The organism is Staphylococcus epidermidis, from assembly GCF_006742205.1.
Taxonomy (GTDB): Bacteria; Bacillota; Bacilli; order Staphylococcales; family Staphylococcaceae; genus Staphylococcus; species Staphylococcus epidermidis.
Genome location: NZ_AP019721.1, coordinates 406,018 through 430,543, shown reverse-complemented (window position 1 = coordinate 430,543; position 24,526 = coordinate 406,018). Strand labels below are relative to the sequence as shown.

At 33.3% G+C, this 24,526-nt stretch carries 22 protein-coding genes; 6 read left to right on the top strand and 16 right to left on the bottom strand.

All coding sequences use genetic code 11. The annotated features are described in order from the left end of the window. Nucleotides 1-6: 6 nt before the first annotated feature. From ptsG to cidR, 5 genes are all read right to left on the bottom strand, one after another. Entirely contained in the window at nucleotides 7-2,034 is a 2,028-nt protein-coding gene (ptsG, locus tag FNL83_RS01985; RefSeq protein WP_001832339.1) for a glucose-specific PTS transporter subunit IIBC, read from the bottom strand. A gap of 243 nt (nucleotides 2,035-2,277) precedes the next feature. After that, nucleotides 2,278-4,017 carry a pyruvate oxidase gene (locus FNL83_RS01980; protein WP_001832342.1) on the bottom strand — a complete coding sequence of 580 codons (1,740 nt, stop codon included), beginning with the start codon at nucleotides 4,015-4,017 and terminating at the stop codon, nucleotides 2,278-2,280. 49 nt (nucleotides 4,018-4,066) lie between these two features. Beyond that, a complete protein-coding gene (locus FNL83_RS01975) occupies nucleotides 4,067-4,756 on the bottom strand; it encodes an LrgB family protein (protein ID WP_001832367.1) in 690 nt (229 codons plus the stop codon). Next, nucleotides 4,753-5,145, bottom strand: coding sequence for a CidA/LrgA family protein (locus tag FNL83_RS01970; protein WP_001832353.1), 393 nt, complete (start codon nucleotides 5,143-5,145; stop codon nucleotides 4,753-4,755). Before FNL83_RS01970 ends, FNL83_RS01975 begins: the two co-directional genes overlap by 4 nt. Nucleotides 5,146-5,456: 311 nt before the next feature. After that, the gene (gene cidR / locus FNL83_RS01965) at nucleotides 5,457-6,341 is read right to left on the bottom strand and encodes a cidABC operon transcriptional activator CidR (RefSeq protein WP_001832366.1); all 885 of its coding nucleotides are present in this window, start codon (nucleotides 6,339-6,341) and stop codon (nucleotides 5,457-5,459) included. Nucleotides 6,342-6,528: 187 nt separating this feature from the next. On the opposite strand from cidR, the gene FNL83_RS01960 reads away from it, so the two are divergent. Together FNL83_RS01960 and FNL83_RS01955 are read left to right on the top strand one after the other, a co-directional pair. Then, complete coding sequence (locus FNL83_RS01960; RefSeq protein ID WP_001832364.1) at nucleotides 6,529-6,744, top strand: sterile alpha motif-like domain-containing protein; 216 nt, start codon at nucleotides 6,529-6,531, stop codon at nucleotides 6,742-6,744. Between the two features lie 257 nt (nucleotides 6,745-7,001). Continuing rightward, nucleotides 7,002-7,433: a CHAP domain-containing protein gene (locus FNL83_RS01955; protein ID WP_002438102.1), complete on the top strand. Its 432-nt coding sequence runs from the start codon at nucleotides 7,002-7,004 to the stop codon at nucleotides 7,431-7,433. Between the two features lie 76 nt (nucleotides 7,434-7,509). On the opposite strand, the gene FNL83_RS01950 is transcribed toward FNL83_RS01955, so the two are convergent. Further along, the gene (locus FNL83_RS01950) at nucleotides 7,510-8,787 is read right to left on the bottom strand and encodes a hydroxymethylglutaryl-CoA reductase, degradative (RefSeq protein WP_002438099.1); all 1,278 of its coding nucleotides are present in this window, start codon (nucleotides 8,785-8,787) and stop codon (nucleotides 7,510-7,512) included. A gap of 244 nt (nucleotides 8,788-9,031) precedes the next feature. Here FNL83_RS01950 and FNL83_RS01945 point away from each other — a divergent pair, with 244 nt between their 5' ends. Beyond that, nucleotides 9,032-10,198 (top strand): hydroxymethylglutaryl-CoA synthase, encoded by a 1,167-nt coding sequence (locus FNL83_RS01945; RefSeq protein ID WP_049387577.1) that lies wholly within the window; start codon nucleotides 9,032-9,034, stop codon nucleotides 10,196-10,198. A 251-nt stretch (nucleotides 10,199-10,449) separates the two neighbouring features. On the opposite strand, the gene FNL83_RS01940 is transcribed toward FNL83_RS01945, so the two are convergent. The 7 genes from FNL83_RS01940 to FNL83_RS01910 all read right to left on the bottom strand — a co-directional run bounded on the left by FNL83_RS01940 (nucleotide 10,450) and on the right by FNL83_RS01910 (nucleotide 17,555). Continuing rightward, nucleotides 10,450-10,968, bottom strand: coding sequence for a methylated-DNA--[protein]-cysteine S-methyltransferase (locus tag FNL83_RS01940; RefSeq protein ID WP_002456694.1), 519 nt, complete (start codon nucleotides 10,966-10,968; stop codon nucleotides 10,450-10,452). A gap of 304 nt (nucleotides 10,969-11,272) precedes the next feature. Further along, nucleotides 11,273-11,737 (bottom strand): hypothetical protein, encoded by a 465-nt coding sequence (locus FNL83_RS01935; RefSeq protein WP_002456695.1) that lies wholly within the window; start codon nucleotides 11,735-11,737, stop codon nucleotides 11,273-11,275. A 182-nt stretch (nucleotides 11,738-11,919) separates the two neighbouring features. Further along, nucleotides 11,920-12,102, bottom strand: coding sequence for a FeoB-associated Cys-rich membrane protein (locus FNL83_RS01930; RefSeq protein WP_001832330.1), 183 nt, complete (start codon nucleotides 12,100-12,102; stop codon nucleotides 11,920-11,922). 14 nt (nucleotides 12,103-12,116) lie between these two features. After that, entirely contained in the window at nucleotides 12,117-14,111 is a 1,995-nt protein-coding gene (gene feoB / locus FNL83_RS01925) for a ferrous iron transport protein B (RefSeq protein WP_001832356.1), read from the bottom strand. A 5-nt stretch (nucleotides 14,112-14,116) separates the two neighbouring features. Continuing rightward, entirely contained in the window at nucleotides 14,117-14,344 is a 228-nt protein-coding gene (locus FNL83_RS01920; RefSeq protein WP_001832332.1) for a FeoA family protein, read from the bottom strand. 294 nt (nucleotides 14,345-14,638) lie between these two features. Beyond that, a complete protein-coding gene (gene pruA, locus FNL83_RS01915) occupies nucleotides 14,639-16,183 on the bottom strand; it encodes an L-glutamate gamma-semialdehyde dehydrogenase (RefSeq protein ID WP_002503212.1) in 1,545 nt (514 codons plus the stop codon). A 502-nt stretch (nucleotides 16,184-16,685) separates the two neighbouring features. Continuing rightward, entirely contained in the window at nucleotides 16,686-17,555 is an 870-nt protein-coding gene (locus tag FNL83_RS01910; protein ID WP_049387576.1) for an SDR family oxidoreductase, read from the bottom strand. A gap of 202 nt (nucleotides 17,556-17,757) precedes the next feature. Between FNL83_RS01910 and FNL83_RS01905 the strand changes: the two genes are divergently transcribed. The 3 genes from FNL83_RS01905 to copZ all read left to right on the top strand — a co-directional run bounded on the left by FNL83_RS01905 (nucleotide 17,758) and on the right by copZ (nucleotide 20,923). Further along, nucleotides 17,758-17,964, top strand: a complete 207-nt coding sequence (locus FNL83_RS01905; RefSeq protein ID WP_002467715.1) for a cell wall inhibition responsive protein CwrA — start codon at nucleotides 17,758-17,760, stop codon at nucleotides 17,962-17,964. A 236-nt stretch (nucleotides 17,965-18,200) separates the two neighbouring features. After that, nucleotides 18,201-20,585 (top strand): heavy metal translocating P-type ATPase, encoded by a 2,385-nt coding sequence (locus FNL83_RS01900; RefSeq protein WP_001832365.1) that lies wholly within the window; start codon nucleotides 18,201-18,203, stop codon nucleotides 20,583-20,585. Nucleotides 20,586-20,716: 131 nt separating this feature from the next. Then, the gene (gene copZ, locus FNL83_RS01895) at nucleotides 20,717-20,923 is read left to right on the top strand and encodes a copper chaperone CopZ (protein WP_001832344.1); all 207 of its coding nucleotides are present in this window, start codon (nucleotides 20,717-20,719) and stop codon (nucleotides 20,921-20,923) included. 53 nt (nucleotides 20,924-20,976) lie between these two features. Here copZ and FNL83_RS01890 read toward each other — a convergent pair whose 3' ends face one another. From FNL83_RS01890 to FNL83_RS01875, 3 genes are all read right to left on the bottom strand, one after another. Continuing rightward, nucleotides 20,977-21,975: a D-lactate dehydrogenase gene (locus FNL83_RS01890; protein ID WP_001832358.1), complete on the bottom strand. Its 999-nt coding sequence runs from the start codon at nucleotides 21,973-21,975 to the stop codon at nucleotides 20,977-20,979. 12 nt (nucleotides 21,976-21,987) lie between these two features. Then, nucleotides 21,988-23,148 carry an aminotransferase class I/II-fold pyridoxal phosphate-dependent enzyme gene (locus tag FNL83_RS01885; RefSeq protein WP_001832328.1) on the bottom strand — a complete coding sequence of 387 codons (1,161 nt, stop codon included), beginning with the start codon at nucleotides 23,146-23,148 and terminating at the stop codon, nucleotides 21,988-21,990. Between the two features lie 326 nt (nucleotides 23,149-23,474). After that, nucleotides 23,475-24,248: a CHAP domain-containing protein gene (locus FNL83_RS01875; RefSeq protein WP_002440903.1), complete on the bottom strand. Its 774-nt coding sequence runs from the start codon at nucleotides 24,246-24,248 to the stop codon at nucleotides 23,475-23,477. Nucleotides 24,249-24,526 lie beyond the last annotated feature (278 nt).

The window sequence follows — 24,526 nt, the reverse complement described above, 5'->3', positions numbered from 1 at the left end:
TAGGCTTTATTTAATTGTCATAATCGCTTTACCAGGATCGACTTGTTTTACATCTTCAATTGTTAATGTTTTGTCTTCTTGGTTTGTTATGATTACTGGTGTAATAATACTTGGAGCATGTTCCTTTAAGTATTCTAAATCAATCTTCATTAATGGTTGACCTTGTGTTACTGGTTCATCAGTATTTACCAAACTTTCAAAACCTTCACCATTTAATTTAACTGTATCGATACCAATGTGAATTAACACTTCAACACCACTATCAGACTCCAATCCTATCGCATGTTTTGTAGGGAAAATTGTTTTAACTGTACCATCAAATGGTGCTACAATTTCTCCTGAATCTGGTACAAATCCGATACCATCACCCATCATCTTTTCAGAGAAAACTTTATCAGGTACTTCAGATAACGGTATTATCTCACCATGTCCAGGTGCGTAAATTTCTGTTTCTACAATATCTTCCACATGTACAGGATCATCTGACACTTCTTCATCAATTGTTGTTTCACTTGGTTTTGTAATTTCTCCACTTATTATCTTAGCCATATCATGTTTGATTTGATCAGATTTAGGACCGAAAATAGCTTGCATATTGTTACCGACTTCAAGTACTCCTGAAGCACCTAATGATTTAAGGCCGGCAACATCAACTTTTGATTTTTCATTTACTTCTACTCTTAGTCTAGTAATACAAGCATCTAGATGTTTAATATTTTCTTTACCACCCATTGCTTTCAAAACATCGAATGGCAGTTGACTAGCCGATGTAGTTGTTACAGATGATTTTTTATCTTCACGACCTGGTGTTTTATAGTTAAATTTAACAATAAGGAATCTAAATACAAAGTAGTAAATCACTGCATAAATAATACCTACTGGGATGACAAGCCACCATGCTGTTTTATTAGGTAGAATACCTAATAAAACATAATCTATAAATCCTCCAGAGAAAGTATATCCTAAATGTACATTTAACAAGTATAGTGTCAAGAATGATAAACCATCTAATACTGCGTGAATTACGAATAAGAATGGTGCTACAAATAAGAATGAGAATTCTAATGGTTCAGTAATACCAGTTAAAAATGATGTTAATGCAGCAGAAATCATTAAACCTGCAACTACTTTCTTATTCTCAGGTTTTGCTGTTTGATAAATAGCCAATGCTGCAGCTGGTAATCCAAACATCATGACTGGGAATTCCCCTTGCATGAATTTACCAGAAGTTAAATGAGCACCTTCACGGATTTGTTCAATAAAAATACGTTGGTCGCCTCTAATTATCTCTCCAGCAGCATTTTTCCAAGAACCAAATTCAAACCAGAATGGTGCATGGAAAATGTGATGTAAACCAAATGGTATTAATAATCGCTTAATAAATCCAAATAAAAATACAGCTAAACCTGTATTTGAATCTAATAACCCCTCACTAAATGCATTTAAACCGTTTTGAATCGTTGGCCAAATAATTGCCATCGGAAAGGCTAAAATGAAAGATGTTGTTGCCATCATAATTGGTACAAAACGTTTACCTGCAAAGAATCCTAAATATGATGGTAAGGTAATATTATAGAATTTGTTATAACACCAGGCTGCTAGTGCACCAATAATAATACCTCCGAACACACCTGTTTGAAGTGTAGGAATCCCTAATACATTTGCATATCCATTAGTTGGATCAGATAATTTATCTGGAGTTACATGCAAGAAAGCCCCCATTGTTTTATTTAAAATGATAAAACCAACAAATGCAGCAATAGCAGCTACACCATCTCCACCTGCAAGACCAATTGCTACACCTAAAGCAAAGATAATAGGTAGATTATCAAATATAATACCACCAGCACCTGTAAGCATATTAGCGATTTGTTGAACAATATCATTTTTTATAAATGGAAGATAATGTTGTAACGCTTCGCCTTGAAACGCAGTCCCAATTGCTAATAGCAACCCTGCAGCCGGTAAAATCGCAACTGGTAACATTAAAGCTTTACCGATACGTTGCATTTGACCAAATAGCTTTTTAAACATAATCAATTCATTCCTCTCTATCTTCTTATTTACGTGCCACAAAAAAAGCATGAACAAATAAGACTATCAATTTCATATCACGAAAGATAGACACTCTTATTTGCTCATGCCTGCATAACCAGTAACACGCAATGATTTTATTTACATCTAGTATACACATTCAATAAAGCGTTTACAATACTTTTTGAAAATTTTACATAAAAAAACTCGACTACTTAGAGTCGAGTTTCTAAAAATGTATTATTATAAGAAACGTTTAGCTGCTACAGAGATTGGTGGGATTTGATCAAAGTCTAAGTTTTTATCTTCAGTAATTGATCTATAAGCCCATTTACTGTAACCAAATGCTTCTTCGTTTACAATTTTACCTGGTAATGGTGCAGCATTAGGATCAACATGAACATCAACGATTGTTGGAACATCTTGAGCCATTGCCTCTTCAACGATGTCGTCAAGACGACTTACATCTCTCACAACATAGCCTTTACCACCAGCAGCTTCAGCAAATTTAGCATGATCCATATCAGAGAAATCAATGGCATACTCTAATTCACCAGCAGCTTGTTGTTCATATTTAATGAATGACAATTGTTTGTTATTTAATACGAAGATTGTCATTGGTAAGTTATATTGAACAGCTGTAGCAAAGTCTTGCATTACCATTTGGAACGCACCGTCACCTGTGATAGCTACTGCTTGACGGTTTGGATAAGCAATTTTAGCTGCCATCGCACCTGGTAAACCACAGCCCATAGTACCTAACCAACTAGAAATAATGAATTTATTATTTACAGATAAGTTTAAGTAACGCGTAGACCATACTGTAGAAGTACCAACATCTGCTGAGATAATTGCATCATCTTTTAAGTTAGCATTGATTGCTTTCATTAAACGTTCTGGACGTAATGGTGAATTGTCATTATTCAAATCTTGTTTCATCCATTTATCCCAAACTGCTTTACGTTCTAATGTCTTATCTAAGAATGGACGTTTTGCAACATGCTTAATGTTTTCAGTTAGTTGATGGAAAGCAACTTTACTATCACCTAAAATACCTACATTAATTTTAAAGCGTGCACCAATATTTTCTTCGTTCGTATCGATTTGAATAGCTTTAATGTTTTTCTTAGGTAAATAGTTAACATACGGATAGTTCGTACCAGCCATAATTAATAAGTCTGCATCTTGAATTGTTTGATAAGATGTTTTAGTACCAATTTTACCTAAGTTACCAATACTATAAGGATGATCGTCAGGTAAGATTGTTTTTGCAGGTAATGTGTGAATAACTGGAATTTTTGCAGCTTCAATAAATTCACGTAATTCATCTTTAGCGTGTTGTGTACCTAAACCAATAAGCATTACTGGTTTTTTAGCTTTATCAATTAATTTAGCTGCTTTTTTAATACTTTTGAATTTTGGTGAAGCTGGTTTTGGTTTAGTTGTATCAACTGCACGATTTGTAGTGTCTTTAATTTTTTGAGTTAATAAGTCATTTGGACAAATGATAACAGAGACACCTTTTTTCTCGTATGCCGTACGAATTGCTTCATTTGTAATTTCAAATACGTTATCACCTTTTTGAATTTGGTGGTGATATACAGCAACATCATCAACCATTTTAGAAATGTTTGTCTCTTGGAAGAATTTTGTACCTAATAATGTACTATTTGTTTGTCCAGCAATAATAAGTTGAGGTACATTATCCATTTTAGCATCGTACATACCATTTAATAAGTGTACAATACCAGGTCCTCCGATACTTAAAGCTACACCAATTTTCCCTGTCATTTTTGTGTAACTTGCAGCAGCTAAACTCGCTACCTCTTCATGACGTACGTGATAGAATTTAAATTGATCTCTGACCGTACGTAAGCTATCAACAACAGCATCTACTGAGTCGCCAGGAATACCATATAAATGATCAATATTCCAGGTTTGTAATGCCTTAACTAATGCTTCATTTGCTTTAATTTGTGCCATTTTTACAAATAGCCTCCCTTTCTATTAATATGAGTAAATCTTTTTCCCTTTAGTAAAACAATAAAATCAGTACTGGTATGAGAACAGAACTAATGACTGCTGTTAAAATCATACCAATTGAACTGAACGCTCCTGATTCAATATCAAGCTCTAATGCTTTTGCGGTACCAAATGCGTGAGAAGCATTCCCATAAGTTAGTCCTCGCGCAATGGAAGATTTAAAACCTCCCATACGTAAAAGCATTGAACCTAAAATACTGCCGATTAAACCTGTAGTTATGATAAAGAGCACAGTAATTGTATCTGTTCCTCCCAATTCTTGAGAAACCTCTATACCTACTGCTGCTGTAATTGATCTAGGTAACAGGGTAACAATTGTGTCTTTAGAATAACCAAAGATTTTCAACGTTGTAAATACTAACACAAAATTGAGAACTACACCAGTCAACACGCTTGTGAAAATAATTGTTAAATATTTTTTTATTTTCTTTTTATTTTGATAAAGTGGGTATGCAAGACATACAACTGTAGCGTTTAAAACATGGTTAATCCAGGTACCACCTTTCATATACCCCTTATAGCTTACTCCGCAAACCAATAAAACAATAATTATTGCAATTGATGCAATAAGAGCTGGATTTAATAGTGGATTATTGTATTTATCTTGAATCTTTTTGGAAACATAGTACAGAACAATAGTTAACAAAATCATTAGAACTGCTTGTAAGTATTCATTCATGAGTGATCAGTTCCTTTACGTGTATTGCTTTTTTCTAGCATTTTTTCAGCGATATAACCTGATGATAGTGCTACAAGGCATGTACCAATTATAATAACAATAAAGAATAATATATAATTCATCGTGATATTAGATGCAACATCCATAATTCCTACCACTGATGGGATAAAGAAGAAAACCATTGTTTTAAGTAAAAAGTCTGCTCCTACATTAATCCATGATTCAGGTACAATTTTAAATTGTAACAATAGGAAAAAAAGCATAAGCCCTACGATACTACCTGCTAGAGGTATATGAAGTAATTTTTGAACTTCTGTGCCTATAAAAGTAATAAGCATGATAAGGGCAAGTTGAAGTATTAACTTAATGACAAATTTTGCTTTTTCCATCAACAACACCCCTTTCTAAAAATGTGTCCAAATTGTTACTGTATTTTTTTAGTGACATTTTCTATTATAGTGTTTGCTATTATATATTAAAAATATTTATTCATGATATTTTATATTCCTTAAATCTATGAAAACGCTAGCAAATTAATAGTGCTGAGAACTAATTGATAGTAAAAAAACGTAGGGCAGAATTAATTTATAATTCAAAACCCTACGTTTTCGTTGTAATATGACTTTGTAAAAACATATTATTTCACATCTTTAACAACTTCGCTCTTTTATTAAATGCATTGTTTGTTATTATATTTATATTATTCTTCGGATAATCTTTCTTTCAAAAATTCTATCCATTTATTTGTAGCATGACTTAAACGTTTATCTTTTTTCCAAACGACACCAAGCTCCCAAGTTGTATGTGCATTTTCCAAATGTACAATTTTGACGTCATCATTAAGTAATTGTGCTATAGTGGCTGGCAATATGGAAATACCTAATTGATTAATGACAAGATTTTCAATCACATTCCATTGTGAGATTTGTGAGGCCATGTTCGGCACGAATCCAGCATTCTTCGCATTTTCAATAATTTTATCGTTGAGATAGAAATCTTCATTAAATAAAATGAAGTTCTCATCAGCTAATTCTTCCATTTTAATAGAAGATTTTTGTGCTAAAGGATGTTCTTTATTTAAAACTACAGTCAGTTCTTCTTTGTTTAAAGATATACATTCAAATTTTTGATGATCTACTGGCAATGTTGTCACACCAATATCCACTTCATCATTAAGTATAAGGTTTTCAGTCGTCTTACCACCACTTTCGATTAAGTTGTACGTGATATTCGGATAAAGTTGATGAAAGTCTCCTAATACGCCAATAAATTTACGCATGCTCATCACTGCAGACATACTAATAGTGATATGACCTGTTTCTAAACCATACAAACTATTAATTTCAGTGGGCAAATTATCATATAGTGCGATGATTTCTTGACATTTCTTGAAAAAAATTTTACCTGCATCAGTAAGTACTAAACTTCTTTTACTCCGGTCAAATAAAGGGACAGCCATCTCTGCTTCAATATCCTTAATTGCTTTACTGATAGTTGGTTGCGCAATATACAAGGATTTTGAAGCGTTTGTCATACCACCTTGTTTGACAACTTCAACAAAGTATTTCATGTGTTTTATATCCATGCATATCCCCCTAGTTTTGATATAATTCAATAGTAAGTTTAATTATACAACAAAATTGACCTTTCTAGCGATTAATATATTTAAAAACTATAATTCAAAACATTTTATTTAGTTTTTCAAGTATTTTAAAAAACGAAAATATGTTAAAATAAAAGTCGGCTCATAAAATATATTATGAGGTGAGATATTGAGCTTTTACGAATTTATGCAAAATTTCCTAGGTGATGACACGCCATTAGGTGAATTGGTTGATTGGATTAATCAAGATATCAATTTCCCTAAAGACGTGACGAGCCAAAAAGAAATCTTGACATATTTTCGAAATCATCCATGTCCGGAAAACATACCAGTGACGAGTATCAAACGGGCACTAGCTGTTTTCAACCAATTCACTAAAGTATAAATTGATGTTATGACATGACTTTAACATTTACGCATACTTATATACATGGAGTTAATCATCTCGTACCTGAGTGAGATTACATTTTATTTGAATGTAGTCTCACTCTTTTTTTACTCAAACGATTATTACGATAAAAATATGTATATTTCATTAATGTTACATTTACTTTGATAATTCATTTCTTATATTGTATAGCGCATTTTTAAATACTATTATTATTACTGTCATTAAATAAATACATTTTTTGGGAGAAAGAAATGAAATTCAAAAAATTATTATCTCGTATTATTATCGCTACAATGATTACATTTACTGGAACACTCTCATATCAAGCTATTGAACAAACGCATATTTCCCATGCTGCACATAATTATTATGGTAAAAAACAATGCACTTGGTGGGCATTTAAACGTCGTGCTCAATTAGGTAAACCTGTATCAAATCGATGGGGTAATGCTAAGAATTGGTATAGCAATGCACGTCGATCTGGTTATGCAACTGGACATAAGCCTCGAAAATACGCTGTTATGCAATCAACGAGAGGCTATTATGGGCACGTAGCAGTGGTTGAAAAAGTATATAAGAATGGAAAAATCAAAATTTCTGAATATAATTATAATGTGCCATTAGGCTACGGCACACGCATTATTAGTAAATCGTCTGCACGAAACTATAATTATATTTATTAATCAAATCAAACAAACCGTCAAATAAGTATATCCTTGAAGCTATATATCAAGATATACCCGTTTGACGGCTTTTTAATTATGACTTTCTTATATTCATCAAGATTTCTTGAGCTTTGGCAGTATTAGCTTGTGATTCATATTTGAGCGCTTCAGCTACTTGCGCAATTTCTTCGCCTTTTGCACCTACAACAATCGCTAATGATTTATATTGTAAACTCATATGTCCTTGTTGTATCCCCTCAGACACTAGCGCTCTACATGCAGAGAAATTTTGTGCTAATCCAACAGCAGCAACAACTTGCCCTAGTTCCTGTGCATTTTCAACATTAAGCAAATTTAATGAGGCTTTAGCAATAGGTAAAACTTTCGTACCTCCACCTACTGTCGCTAAAGTCATAGGAACTTCAATAGTTCCAACCAATTTATTACGTGAGCGATCATATTCCCAAGTAGCTATCCCTCTATAATGACCATCTTTGCTTGCATATGCATGAGCACTTGCTTCAACTCCTCTTGTATCATTGCCTGTAGCCAATACTACAGCGTGTATACCATTCATCACACCTTTGTTATGTGTTGCAGCACGATGTATATCTACTTGTGCAAGAACTGACGCTCGTTCCATACGTTGTGCTACCTCTTCGCCACTTCTCTCTCCTCTATGTAAATCTTCAATATCTATTTCCCCTTGTACTTTTACTACTGATGCTGTCGCATGATTAGATAAAATACTCATTAAAACATTTTGATTTGAAAATTTAACTTTTAGATGTGCAGTGATTGCTTCTAATATTGTATTTAACATATTAGCACCCATAGCATCTTTAGTATCAACAAAAACCTTCAAAGATAATAATCGATGATTAGGGAATGTATCTATTTCAATACGTTGATATCCTCCACCTCTTGCTTTAATAGAAGGGTAAGCTTCATCAGCGATTTGATGAATTTGTGATTCTATTTGATATATTGAGTTAGCTAATGTGCCTGTGTCTTCAACATCATCAAAGACAATTTGTCCAATCATTAGACGTTCACTTGAAATTGTCTTAAATCCACCACTTTGATTAACGAGTTTTGCGCCATAACTTGCTGCTGCTACGACAGAAGGTTCCTCTACCATCATAGGTACTACATATTCTTTATCATCAACTATAATTCGAGGTAATAACCCTACTGGTAGTGCACCTTGACCAATGACATTTTCAATTAAACTGTTTGCGACTTCCTCATTAATTAACGGATGATTAAGTAATATTTCATAGTTTTCATCATCTAGCCAACCGTATTCAACAAGTTTTTTTAATTTATCTTTTCGTGTTAAATGTCTAAATCCTTTATCTAAACTTTTCATTTATGTACTCCTTTAAAATATCTTTATATTACTGTAGTAATGTAACCTTTTAACTTTCGCTTTAAATATCAACTGCTAACATTGTCTTGCACTCAAATAATTCAAAACTTTTCACAATTTTTGTAAAGCGCTTACATATTTATTATATATTCCTGGTCATGTCTGTTATATTTCATTGTATAAAACGAATTTTCTTTGGTATGATACTAGTGCTACTTCAAAAAATGAAAGGATGTCACACCTTATGAATATAGGTATAGATAAAATAAGTTTCTATGTACCCAAATATTATGTAGACATGGCTAAACTTGCAGAAGCGCGCCAAGTCGATCCTAATAAATTTTTAATTGGAATTGGTCAAACTGAAATGACTGTGAGCCCAGTGAATCAAGATATCGTATCTATGGGAGCCAATGCTGCTAAAGATATTATAACAGAAGAAGATAAAAAGAATATTGGTATGGTTATAGTAGCAACTGAGTCTGCGATTGATAATGCCAAAGCAGCAGCCGTTCAAATTCACCATCTTTTAGGTATTCAACCCTTTGCAAGATGCTTTGAAATGAAAGAGGCTTGTTATGCAGCAACACCTGCAATTCAACTTGCCAAAGATTATCTTGCTCAACGCCCTAACGAAAAGGTTCTTGTCATTGCTAGTGACACAGCTCGTTATGGTATTCATTCTGGTGGTGAGCCTACTCAAGGTGCCGGTGCAGTTGCAATGATGATTTCACATAACCCAAGTATTTTAAAACTTAATGATGATGCCGTAGCATATACTGAAGACGTTTATGATTTCTGGCGTCCAACGGGTCATCAATATCCCTTAGTTGCTGGTGCATTGTCGAAAGATGCCTATATCAAGTCATTCCAAGAAAGTTGGAATGAATATGCACGTCGCCATAATAAAACACTCGCTGATTTCGCTTCACTATGTTTCCATGTACCATTCACCAAAATGGGACAAAAAGCTTTAGATTCTATTATTAATCATGCCGATGAAACTACACAAGACCGTCTTAACTCTAGTTACCAAGATGCAGTTGATTATAATCGTTATGTCGGTAATATTTACACAGGGGCCTTATATTTAAGTCTCATCTCTTTATTAGAAACACGTGATTTAAAAGGCGGACAAACGATTGGTCTCTTTAGTTATGGTTCTGGTTCTGTAGGCGAGTTCTTTAGTGGAACATTAGTAGATGGATTCAAGGAGCAATTAGATGTTGAGCGCCACAAATCTTTATTAAATAATAGAATAGAGGTTTCTGTTGATGAATATGAACATTTCTTCAAACGCTTTGACCAATTAGAATTGAATCATGAACTTGAAAAATCAAATGCAGATCGTGACATTTTCTATTTAAAATCTATTGATAACAATATTCGTGAATATCATATAGCAGAATAATCTAAACTCAATTCTTTTGCTTTTTTAATTTTTTAAAATGAAAGAAACGAATTTACTATTCATACTTGCCCCCTAAAAACAACGTCATATAGCTGTTTTTAGGGGGTTTTTAATCCCAAGATAGTGCATTTCATCTATTATAGACCTCTACTATTTATATACTGTTTACCTACTATTCATAGATAAAAACGAATCCTATCCATAGATCAACATTGACAAATAACTAAAGCAATTCTATACAATAACGTATCTCAAGGTTTCGTTGTTTTTTTAGGTCTGTATAAATGTGTCATATCTATTTCTTCCAATTTTAATAATTTTATTTTGTTGTCTAAAGTACCTCCGTATCCTGTTAAATTTCCATCTTTACCAACCACTCGATGACATGGTATAAGTATAGAAATAGGATTACTCCCAACAGCACCTCCTACAGCCTGAGCAGACATTGCTGGCTTATTCATTGCTCGTCCTACTGTTTTAGCAATCTCTCCATATGTTTTAAGTTCTCTATAACGAATTGTCTGAAGTTCATTCCATACCTTCTGTTGAAAATCAGTGCCTTTTGGTGCTAACGGTACTTTTATCTCAGGATAATTCCCTTTAAAATACTCTCTTAACCACGCTTTAGTATCTTTAAAAACATCTAACGTATCCTTTGTTTTAATTCCTTTCAAATGTTGATTAGGGTATAAGACATGTGACAACGAGATGCCATCGTTTGTAATTAATTGCAATAAGCCAACGGGCGAGTCATACATTGATTGATACATATTTCTCCAACTCCTTAAATGTGTATATCATTCTAGTCATATCCTTATAAACTAACGCATTCTATTCTGAACATAATTTTATAATATAGATAATTGCTATATTTATGAAATTGGATAAACATTCGAATAGAATGTGATACACCATTAACGATAACTAAAATTGAAAAATGTCATCATTTATATATTAAGTCAATTATCGACAGGTCATACTTTAAGAAAGTCTGGAACTTTGATTTACGTCCCAGACTGGTCAAGATATAGAATTTAAAGTCCAACTCACCCTTTTGATTAGATGTCATTATATTTATTGAAAATTATAAAGTTCATACCCTTTATTTTTTGCATATTCTAATGCGAGAATTTCTAAAACATTAATGAACGCAGGTTCGTCTTTTACTTTTATATATTGAAAAGTGAGGCCGTATTTATCTGCAGTAATGTCTTTTAAATGATTTGGATTTAAGTCCTTATTTTGAGCATAAGCTTTTCTAAATTTAGTTGTACCTGTTTCTGAACGTGAATTGTATTGTCCTAATTTTGTATACAAATCACTATTTATAGGTTGATGTGTGGATGAATATCCTCCAGTTTGACCTACAAACACTGGTTTTTTCTCATCGAAAATCACATAGACACCAAACTTATCCTTAACTTTTTCTCTATCCTCTGGTGTAAACGCCAAAGCCTTTTTATGATCGTACTTAAATAATTTTTTTAGTTTCTTCTGATTATCTTCTAGTAACTCATTTAATTTTTTGCTACCCTTCATACATTTATTCCTCCCAATTAGCAATTAACTTATATACATACATTTTACATGTAGTATATCACTTTTTAAAACTTTTAATCATTATTGTATCGAACTAACATGTCAAAATTTTTATTAATACAAATAACCTCTTTCATTCGTAAATACATTTCTGAATGAAAGAGGTTTGTTATTGTAATTATCTATGACTTAATATGTGGAATATTTAATTTATTTTTATGAGATGAAGTATTCGTATCGCATTTGCAATTAGATTTACACCCACCACAATCACCTTCTTTTGAACGTTTAAAGAATTTTACTAATGTCATTGCTGTATAACCAAAAATCGCTATGAACAATATTGTATTGACTAAAATAAACATGACGAATTCATCCTTTATATAAATAATTGACTAACTTGATAGAATACGAACGTTAATATATATGCTGTTGCTATTGGATAAACAACCGCTAGTAATGTCCATTTCCAAGAACTTGTCTCTTTACGAATCGTAGCGACTGTTGAAATACAAGGAACGTAAAGTAAAATAAAAATCATGAATGCATAAGCTGAAAGTGGAGTGAATTGCTGTTGAATGACTTGTGTTAAACCACTTTCGCTAGAAGAGTATAAAATAGCCATAGAACTGATAATCACTTCTTTAGCAAGAAAGCCAGGTATTAAAGTTGCTCCTGCCTGCCAAGAGCCAAATCCTAAAGGTGCAATTAAATTCGCGAACCCTTGACCAATCATATGCATAAAACTTTGATTAATCGGGACATTAACACCGTGCGGACCGATGTATGTGAGTGTCCAAATAACGACTGAACCACCAAAAATAAAGGTACCTGCTTTTTTGACAAAACCTTTTGCTTTTTCCCAAGTACTGCGCCAAAGTGTTTTAAATGATGGAACACGGTATGTCGGTAACTCCACAATAAAAACAGACTGATTATCTTTTAATATCAATTTATTCAATAACGTACTTACTAGTAAAGCGACAACTATACCTAAAATATATAAGCTTAATACAACTAGTGATTGATGTGCTGAAAAGAACGCTCCTACAAAAAGTGCATAAACCGGTAAGCGTGCTGAACATGACATGAAGGGTGCAACCAATATTGTAATCAAACGTTCTTTCTCATTCTCTATACTTCTTGCTGCCATAATACTTGGTACATTGCATCCAAATCCAATAATCATAGGAATAAATGATTTTCCACTTAAACCTATAGATTCCATTGTTTTATCCATTAATACAGCTATTCTTGCCATATAACCTGAATCTTCTAATAAAGAAATAAAAAAGAATAACACAACAATTTGTGGTACAAATACCAATACAGAACCCACACCAGCGATAATACCATCTGTAATAAGATCTTGAAGAAACGACGTAATATGTAATGTATTCATAACAGATTTAATCCATTCTGATAAAGGACCACTTATAAAAGCGTCTAATTGATCAGATAATGGTGTTCCTATCCATGTAAAGGTTGTTTGAAAAATAAGCCACATAATACCTAAAAATATAGGTATACCTAGATATCTATTTAATAATAATCGATCCACTTTTGAAGTAAAGAATTGTTTATCCTCTTCGGGATATTCTACGATATCTTCCAATAGCTGATTAATGTAATCATTTCGCACAGCTTCAATTCTTTGGCGTGTTGATTGTTCTGTCGCGTTACTTAACTTTCGCTTAATGGGTTCTAACTGTTCTAAAATCATGGCATCGAGTTCTTGATAAATTTGAACATTGTCTATTAAATACTGTATGGCTATAAAACGTAAACGTTCTGTTGGATACATATTATCCTGTTTGATAATTGAACAAATTTGTTGAATTGCAGTTTCAATTTCAGTTCCATAATTAATCTTAAATGCACGACGTTGATGTGGTTCTAAATAATTAAGCTCTCCTAAAAGACTATGTGTCCCCTTTGCCTTTCTAGCAACAATTGGAAATACCGGTACTTTTAATTTTCTCATCAAAGCTTGATAGTTAATTTTAATACCTCTTTGTGTTGCAACATCTATCATATTTAAACCAATAATCATAGGTTTGTTGAGTTCCATCAACTGTATTGTAAGATTAAGATTTCTTTTAAGCTGACATGCGTCAATAATGTTAATCATTCCTGTGAATGACGTTGACATTAAATAATCTGTGACAACCGTCTCATCTTTAGAAATAGGTGATAAATCATAAATGCCCGGTAAATCAACTAAATCACCTACATTATCTTTCAATTTTCCTACTTTCTTTTCAACGGTTACGCCACTCCAGTTACCTATATATTCGTAAGAACCGGTTAACGCATTAAATAATGATGTTTTGCCTACATTAGGGTTTCCAAGAATACAGTAGCTTTGAGTCATTATAACTACTCCTCTAATGTTATGAGTCGTGCATCACGTTGTCGTAAACTTAAATGTTGACCATTTACTTCAACAACGCTAGGACCGTTGAGTAAACATTTCTGTTTGATGCTAATTTCACTTCCAATGTTTAACCCTAATGCCCCTAAACGATACAACATATTTTTATTTGAAATCCCTATATGCTTCACTTTATATTTTTTATTTTTTACCCCATTGTTTACACTAATCATATTGTTCACACTCTCTAATTAATAATCATTATCATTATCATTTAACAACAGAATATGCCTTAAACTACTTTTTTACAATAACCAATTAACAGGATGTATGTCTTTTTTGTGAACAATACATTATTTTAAACGTTTATTCATATCGTTAATATTGATGAAAATATTAACGATATGAATAAACGTTCTTCTATCAATTGCAATAATTATTTCCTTTCCAAACTAAAAAGTCGTTGTAAAGTGGCTATAAGTCATCTCCCTCATTCACGCACATTACAACGACATGTTATATATAAATTAAAACATTTCAGAAACAACTTTTTGTTCTAAGAAATTAAGTAAGTAATCTGGACTTCCTGTTTTAGCATCTGTACCAGACATCTTGAATCCACCAAATGGATGATAACCCACTACTGCAGCTGTACAACCTCTATTCAAGTAAAGGTTACCTACATCAAATTCATTCACAGCCTTAATCCAATGTTCACGATGATTAGTAATTACAGCGCCTGTCAAACCATAGTCAGTATCATTAGCTACTTCAATAGCCTCATCAAAATCCTTGACCTTAATAAAGCCTACGACTGGTCCAAAAATTTCTTCTTGCATGATACGATCCGCAGATTGTAGTCCGGAGAAAATCGTTGGTTCAATGAAATAACCGGTAGAATCATCTGTTCCACCACCAGTCTCTAGTTTGCCTTCTTTTTTACCAATTTCAATATAATTTTTGATTTTATCAAATTGTTTTTGATTAATTACTGGCCCCATAAATGTGTTCTCTTCAGTATTACCTAAAGTTAATTTTTGAGTTAATTGAATTGCTTTTTCCAATATTTCATCATGTACGTCTTGATGGACTATGGCACGAGAACACGCAGAGCATTTTTGACCAGAGAAACCAAAAGCAGATGTAACAATTGCTTCAGCCGCTAAATCTGTATCTACATTATTATCTACAACTATCGCATCTTTGCCACCCATCTCTGCAATAACACGTTTTAAAAACTGTTGTCCTTCTTGCACTACAGCACTACGTTCATAAATACGTGTACCTGTAGCTCGGGATCCTGTAAATGTGACAAAATGTGTATCTTTATGGTCGACTAAATAATCTCCAATTTCTTTTGGATCACCAGGAACAAAATTTACAACACCTTGTGGTAAACCTGCTTCTTCTAATATTTCCATTAATTTATAAGCAGTCAAAACTGTATCCTCAGCAGGCTTTAATAATACAGTGTTACCTGCAACAACAGGGGCTAAGGTTGTACCAGCCATAATTGCAAATGGAAAATTCCATGGTGGAATTGTCACGCCTGTACCAATAGGTTTATAAAAATAGCGATTATGTTCACCTTCTCTGTCTAATACTGGCTTACCATCTGCAAGTTCCATCATTGATCTTGCATAATATTCTATAAAATCAATACCCTCAGCTGCATCTCCAACTGCTTCATCCCAAGGCTTGCCGGCTTCATAAACCATAATAGCGGAAATTTCCTCTTTTCGACGACGGATAATTGCGGCTACACGTAACAGTAATTCTGCACGGTCCTTATGCGACCACTTCTTCCATGATTGATACGCATGATTTGCTGATTCGAAAGCTTTTTCAATATCATCTTGCGTTGCTTTAGACACTTTCGCAATGAGCTGTGATGTATTCGCAGGATTCACTGAATTAAAAGTATGAGTTTTAGTAAGTTTTTCTCCGTTAATCACAAGTGGTATATCTTGTCCTAGTTGCGCTTTTACTTTCCTTAATTCTTCATTAAAACGCTCAACATTTGTCTGTACTGAAAAATCAATACCAGGTTCATTTTTGAAAGGTACTACCATTCTAATTACCCCCTATGAATTTATCATTTCTACCATCCTTTATGCATAAAGGTATGACTTGTCATCTTCTTTTATTTTAAAGATTTTTCTTCGCCATAACCTTTGTCTTATTTTACTATGTAAGCTTATATATTTGCAAACGCTTTCATTTTAAAGTAAGTGACTTTTAGAACCGTATAACTCTCCCTTTCTATAAATAAATTTACAGTTTTAACATTATCTATGTTTAAATATCTCATTTAACTTATGCTTATCAAGGGAATTTTTTAAAATTAATCGCTTCATGGCCTTATTCTTACGTTACTATCATTGAACGTAAACATTTATTCGATTATTGTATAGACGTCTAATAGAATCAAATCTATTAAAAATGATACTCTTTTCACCCATCTTCTCGTCATATTACATCTATAAAGTCGTTTAATTTCAACTAATCTTTTCTCAAAAATTTAGCACTACTTAGAATGCTAAACATCAGCTCCAAGTAGCGCTATTAATTTTATTAAGATGTTATAAAATCGCCACCATTGACATGAATGACTTGAGCAGTAATATAGGAACTATCTGCATGTGTTGCTAAGAAGACATAAGAAGGTGCAAGTTCTGCTGGTTGTCCACGACGACCCATCGGCGTTTCGTCACCTTGATGTTCTACTTTTTCTTCATCAAATGTCGCAGGAATTAAAGGTGAATAGATTGGGCCGGGCGCAACGGCGTTAACGCGAATTCCCTTTTCCATTAAAGTAGTAGCAAGAGAACGGGTAAACGATACTATGGCACCTTTTGTAGCTGAATAATCAATGAGATGCCCCGATCCTCTATATGCTGTGACACTTGTAGTGTTTATAATTGTATCTCCTTCAGATAGGTAAGGTACTGCTGCCTGGGATAAAAACATCATACCAAAAATATTCGTCATAAAAGTTTCTTTCACTTGTTGTGGAGTGATATCTTCAAAATGATCGCGTGGAAATTGCACGCCCCCATTATTTACTAATATATTTAAACTACCGAAGTCATTTATGACATCTTTGATTAACTTTTGAGATTGCTTTTCATCTTTTAAGTCATGAGCATAAGCTTTAGCTTTTACACCCATTTCTTGAAGTCGATTAACTGTGTCTTCGGCATCTTGATGTTCGTCATAATAACCAATAGCAACATTTGCCCCTTCTTTAGCATATAGTATTGCTATCGCACGTCCAATACCTGAATCTCCTCCTGTTATTAGAGCAACTTTATTCTCTAACTTTCCTGCTGCTTTATATTCTTCTAATTCTGCAATGGGTTTAGGTTCCATATCCGCTTCAATACCTGGTTGTCTATTTTGAGTATATCCTTTGATTTTGTTGTGAAATTTTAATAAATTCACTTTTCATTACCTCACTTTATGTTTTACATTTAAATTCCCATAAAGTTTTATCATCAAACACGTACAGTAATTATATTAGAAAATCTAATATGCTATTGTTTAATCAAACTAAGGGATGAGTCAATATCCATTCTATAGACGCATGTTTATCATCATAAAAAAATGTACACTCATATATAATTCAATAAAGGAGTTGTATCCTATGAGAAAAATACTTAAGGGTATTATATTATCATTAATAATCATCGGCTTAATCAAAACGTTCAATGAATATGATGTTATACATTGTGCAAATCATTATTTCGAACAAATCAAAAGTGGAAAAATAATTGAAGATATCAAAATCGATCATTTCAATAATTATCATAATATTAATTTTGAAGATCTAAATCCTTCTGACTTTTTTTAACATTTATGTCATGCTAATTGAGAAAAAGATAAAAACATGATGTTATGAAATGTTTCCTGTTAATAAATTAAAACGATGTATTTTGTTATTTTATCCATTAAATATTTATACCTATATAGATTTATTGATTAATTTTTCTTAAAGGTAACACATAATACTATCCCATAATATATAAGCTAAGTAGTTGACTTGTATACCTATAGGGGGTACATTAGATGTGAAATGGAGGCATTTAGATGGCTAATACAACGTTGACTTTGGATATTATTGGTATGACATGTGCTGCGTGCTCAAATCGTATTGAAAAGAAATTGAATCGTATGAATCATGTTCAAGCTAAAGTGAATCTGACTACTGAAAAAGCAACTATCGACTATGAGTCTGACGATTATCATCTCGAAGATTTTGTAGAGCAAATTCAAAGTCTCGGCTATGATGTTGCAGTTGAGCAAGTAGAATTAAATATAAATGGTATGACATGTGCAGCATGTTCTAATCGTATAGAAAAGGTTCTAAATCAAACGCAAGGTGTACAACAGGCAACAGTAAACTTAACTACCGAACAAGCACTCATCAAATATTACCCTAGTGCTACGAACACGGAAGCATTAATTAAACGTATTCAAAATATTGGATACGATGCTGAAACTAAAACTTCATCAAAAGCGCAATCAAATCGTAAAAAACAAGAGTTAAAACATAAACGCAATAAATTAATCATTTCAGCTATTTTATCGTTGCCACTATTATTAGTAATGGTGGTGCATATCTCACCAATTTCCATTCCATCCATTTTGGTCAATCCTTGGGTACAATTAATTCTTTCAACACCTGTCCAATTTATTATTGGGTGGCAATTTTACGTTGGCGCGTATAAAAATTTGCGAAATGGTTCAGCTAACATGGATGTATTGGTTGCTGTTGGTACCAGTGCCGCATATTTTTATAGCATTTATGAAATGATGATGTGGCTCACACATCAAACACATCACCCGCATTTATATTTTGAAACAAGTGCTATTTTAATTACGTTAATTCTTCTTGGTAAATATTTAGAAGCACGTGCCAAATCACAGACTACCAATGCATTAAGCGAATTGTTAAATTTACAAGCGAAAGAAGCACGAGTAATTAAAGAAAATAAAGAAATTATGCTTCCACTTGATAAAGTTAAAGTCGGAGATACTTTACTAATAAAACCCGGCGAAAAGATACCTGTAGATGGCAAAGTCACTAAAGGTGATACTTCTATTGACGAATCCATGCTAACTGGTGAGTCTATACCTGTTGAAAAAAGTAGTGGCGATTCAGTGATTGGTTCTACCATGAATAAAAATGGTTCAATCATGATTGAAGCAACTCAAGTAGGTGGTGATACTGCATTATCACATATAATTAAAGTGGTTGAGGATGCTCAAAGTTCTAAAGCACCGATTCAACGCTTAGCTGATATTATTTCTGGATATTTTGTTCCGATTGTAGTTAGCATTGCGGTTATTACTTTTATCATATGGATTATATTCGTTCACCCCGGGCAATTTGAACCTGCACTTGTTTCAGCAATATCTGTTTTAGTTATTGCTTGTCCCTGTGCACTTGGTTTAGCAACGCCTACATCTATTATGGTAGGTACAGGACGTGCTGCAGAAAATGGCATATTATTCAAAGGAGGCCAATTTGTAGAACGTGCACATTATGTTGATACAATCGTGCTAGATAAAACAGGCACAATTACTAATGGTCAACCTGTAGTAACTGATTATGTTGGTGACAATGATACATTACAACTTTTAGCAAGTGCTGAAAATGCTTCAGAACATCCTCTTGCTGATGCTATTGTTACTTATGCTAAAGATAAAGGTCTTAATTTACTTGATAATGACACTTTTAAATCAATTCCGGGACATGGTATTAAAGCTACGATTCATCAACAACAAATCCTTGTGGGCAATCGAAAATTAATGAACGATTACAATATATCTATTAGTAATAAATTAAATGACCAATTAAATCACTATGAACATTTAGGTCAAACGGCAATGATGATTGCCGTGGATAATCAAATTAATGGAATCATTGCTGTTGCTGATACAGTAAAAAATGATGCTAAACAAGCGATAAAAGAACTAAGAAATATGAATATCGACGTGGTTATGCTGACTGGTGATAACAATCGAACAGCTCAAACCATCGCCAAACAAGTTGGCATTGAACATGTAATTGCAGAAGTGTTGCCCGAAGAAAAGGCACATCAAATCTCTTTATTACAAGACAAAGGTAAACAGGTTGCCATGGTCGGTGATGGAATTAATGATGCGCCTGCACTTGTAAAAGCCGATATTGGAATGGCTATAGGCACTGGAGCTGAGGTAGCGATTGAAGCTGCAGATATTACGATTCTTGGTGGTGACTTGCTATTAGTTCCAAAAGCTATCAAAGCAAGTAAAGCTACGATTAAAAATATTCGACAAAATTTATTTTGGGCATTTGGATATAACGTAGCTGGCATCCCAATAGCTGCTTGTGGTTTATTAGCACCTTGGATTGCCGGTGCTGCTATGGCATTAAGTTCTGTTAGCGTAGTTATGAATGCATTAAGACTGAAAAAAATGAAACTATAGCATATATAAGATGATGATAAATATCTTACAAAATGATTTACTTTCTAAACAATCTATACATAAAGCTTTAAAAATTTACATTTAAGCTTTATGATAATATGTAATATGCGGAGTAAAAAGGAGTGATAATTATGACACAAAAAATCATAAAAGTTGAAGGAATGAGTTGCGAACATTGTAGAAACGCCGTAGAATCGGCACTAGCTAAACTAAATGGCGTATCAAGTGCTGAAGTAAATTTAGATGAAAATCATGTACGCGTTGAGTATAATGATTCAAAAGTTACATTTGAAAATATGAAAGAAGCAATTGAAGAACAAGGTTATGATGTTAAATAATTGCTAACGTTAAAAAGCATAAAGGGAATGCTTCTCATTACCCTTTATGCTTTTTAATTTACTCTTAACTCCGTCGTGCCAGTATTTAATACTTCCATTGTTGCATCTAAAGCATCAAAAATAAGATGTTTGATTGCCTCTTCAGTATAAAATGCTATATGCGGTGTAACAATAATATCTTCTCTAGTAATTAATTCCTCTAAAAGTGGGTCATTCAAACCTTCTTCACTTCTATCTGTCGTATATACTCCAATTTCATATTCATAAGTATCAAGTGCTGCACCTTTAATTTGACCTTGCTCTATTGCAGATAACAAAGCCTTGGTATCTACTAAGGATCCTCTAGCACAATTTACAAACACAGCACCCTTTTTAAACATTTGAAACATGTTTTCATTAAACAGGTAATTGTTATATTGTGTTGACGGCATATGTATTGTGACAATATCTGCCTCTTTAATTGCCTCATTTATACTTTGTTTATAGGTAACGTAAGGTTTCACATGTTCACTTGGAAAAGGATCATACGCTACAACGTCACATAGATATCCTTCTGAGAATATTTGTGCAACAATGCCACCAATATGTCCCGTGCCAATAACCGCTACCTTTAAATCTTTGATTGATTGAGATAAAATTGATGCTTCCCACCTAAAATCGTGCAATCTCATTTTTCTTTGAATATGATTAAAGTGACGTACAATATTGATGGCTTGAGTCACGGTAAACTCAGCAATGCTTCGAGGTGAATAGGAAGGCACATTAGATATAATAAGACCATATTTAGATGCTAACTCTAAATTATAACCATCAAATCCAGCACTTCGTTGAGCGATCTGCCGAATTCCAAGTTGATTTAATTTATTATAAATTGTTTCTGATAATGGTAATGTTTGAGACAATGATAGTCCATCAAATCCTTCAATAGATTGGACATTGTCTTCAGTTAACTGTTCTTTCGACATATCCACTTCCACTTCATGTTGTTGTGACCACATTTCAATATAATGTTCATCTTCTTCTCTGACACCCATTAATTTAATTTTAGTCATTTTATAACTCCTTTATCTTTCATACAAATACCGTAATTGTGTTAAGCGATTCGCCGCTTCTTCTAATTGTTTATCATCGAGCGCCAATGAAACCCTCACATATTGATTACCATTTTCACCAAATGGTTTACCAGGTGCAACTAAAATTGACTTTTCTTTTAATAACAACTGTTCGAATGCTTCACTATCATAACCCGGGGGTGTATGTAACCAAATGTAAATACCTCCCTTAGAGTGAACAAACGGTAAATGTGCATGTTTTAGTTGTGATTCAAAATTATCACGTCTACGTCTAAATATTTCATTTTGCTTTTCTAAAAACTCATCATAATGATTGAGTGCATACGTAGCAGCATCTTGAAGTGCTCCAAACATACCTGCATTTGTATGAGTTTGATACTTCTTTAACGCTTGAATCATTTTTTTATTACCAACAGCAAACCCAACACGAAAGCCTGACATATTATAACCTTTAGATAAAGAGAATATCTCGATAGCAACATCTTTTGCATTTTTAGAAGCTAATATGCTTGGATTTTTGGCGTCAAATCCAAAAGCACTATATGCAAAGTCATGAACTATCTTTGTTTGAGTACCTTTAAAACGATGAATCGCTTCATCAAAATCATCTTGTGTCGCTGTCGAACCGGTAGGATTATTGGGATATGTTAAATAAATTAGCTTAGTCTTCTCAAGAACTTTAGCACTTATAGTATTCCAATTCGGCAAATAATTTGGTGGCGACAATTTTAAAGGGAGTGGTTTAGCATCAGCTAACATGACCCCCGCTAAATAATCTGTATATCCCGGATCAGGTAAAAGTACAATTTCACCAGGATTAACAACACAAGTAGGTAATGCAACAAGACCATTTTTAGTCCCATATAAAATACAAACTTCATCTTCTTTGTCTAATTCAACATCGTAATGTCTTTGGTAGAAGTTAACAATAGCTTGTTTAAAGGCATCTTTGCCGTGAAATGGACCATACTTTTGATTTTCTGGAATACATAGCGCCTCTGAAAAATGATTGATAATACCCTTTGGCGTTTCTCCATCTGGAATTCCAACTGCCATATTTATAAGTGGTAAAGGACCATGTTCAACTATACGGCCCATTGTTTTGCCAAAGTAGCTATCAGGAATTGAAGCTAGCCTTTCTGACATTTCCATGCTATGCCTCCTCATTAAAATAATTTAATTAGTAAGTACTTTATATTATAACAATAGTTAGAATTTTCTGAAATAAGAAAACAGCATTATATCTCATAAACTATTGAAGCAGCCTGAAAAAGCACTAGTGAACCATATCAAAAAATGTATCGGTCGTCCAAACAGCATAATATTGCGTTCCATTTTTTAGAAATTCTAACATTTGATACACAGCAATTACAAAACTTATTGATACTAAACTTATTAGAAATAAAAAAAGCATTAAACAACATCATACAATGTTAGTTTAATGCTTTAAATATCAGTATATTATTAATCACATATGATTAGTGAATATAGTTATATGAAGCAGCTTGGCTCGCAGAGATTGTACGTGAAGTGACAACACCTGCACCGTGACCGTAGTTCATTTCTGAAACTCTGATTGAACCATTGCTGTTTACACCTTCAACGTATGCTACGTGTCCGTATGCACCTTGTGACGTTTGTAAGATTGCACCTTTAGCAGGCGAATTGTTTACTGTGTAACCAGAACGTGCTGCAGCGTTTGCCCAGTTGTTTGCGTTACCCCACGTTGAACCGATTTTGCCACCTACTCTGTCAAATACATAATATGTACATTGACCTGAAGTGTATAAGTTACCAGATGCTGAGCGAGCGTTTGATAAAGATACACCGTTTGATGATGGCGCAGAAGTTGTTGTAACGTGAACATTACTACTTGATGTTGAATAGCTTGCGCCTAAACCACCAGTCGGTTGAGTTGTTCTTTGTGATTGCGTGTTGTTTGATTGATAGTTGTTGTAATTGTTGTAATTACTGTAGTTATTGTAGTTGCTATAGTTATTGTAACCATAGTAGTTGTAGTTATTATAATTATTATAGTTATATGAAGTATTTACACGATCTGGACTCCAGTTACCTTTCCAAGTGTAGTGGTAGTTACCTTCAGCATCGATTGTGTAAGTGTAGCTATATGAATAAGGGTCGTTTGGATTGTACCCATCATTATTTTGTTCTGCTGCTTGTGCGTCATGGTGTGCAAATGCGAAAGTAGCGATTCCTGCAGTTGCAATTGTAGCTGTAGCGATTTTTTTCATTGTTAAATATCCTCCTAAAAATTTAAATAATTAATTTCATATAATGAATAGTCATGTGACTAAAATATTTACTTTGTTATCCTTGGTTTCGTTCTTTTTTAACGACAAGCATTACTTTATCAGAAAAATGTACGTTTGTGTGCGGTGTTATCATTTTGTAATGTTTACATAGAGTTATTTCGTTAAACGAAGTCTGTAAATAGCGTAACGAAAGCATGTAACTAACAATGTTTCATGTAACGTTTTATAATTGTTATATTCTTGTAATAATAAATTTT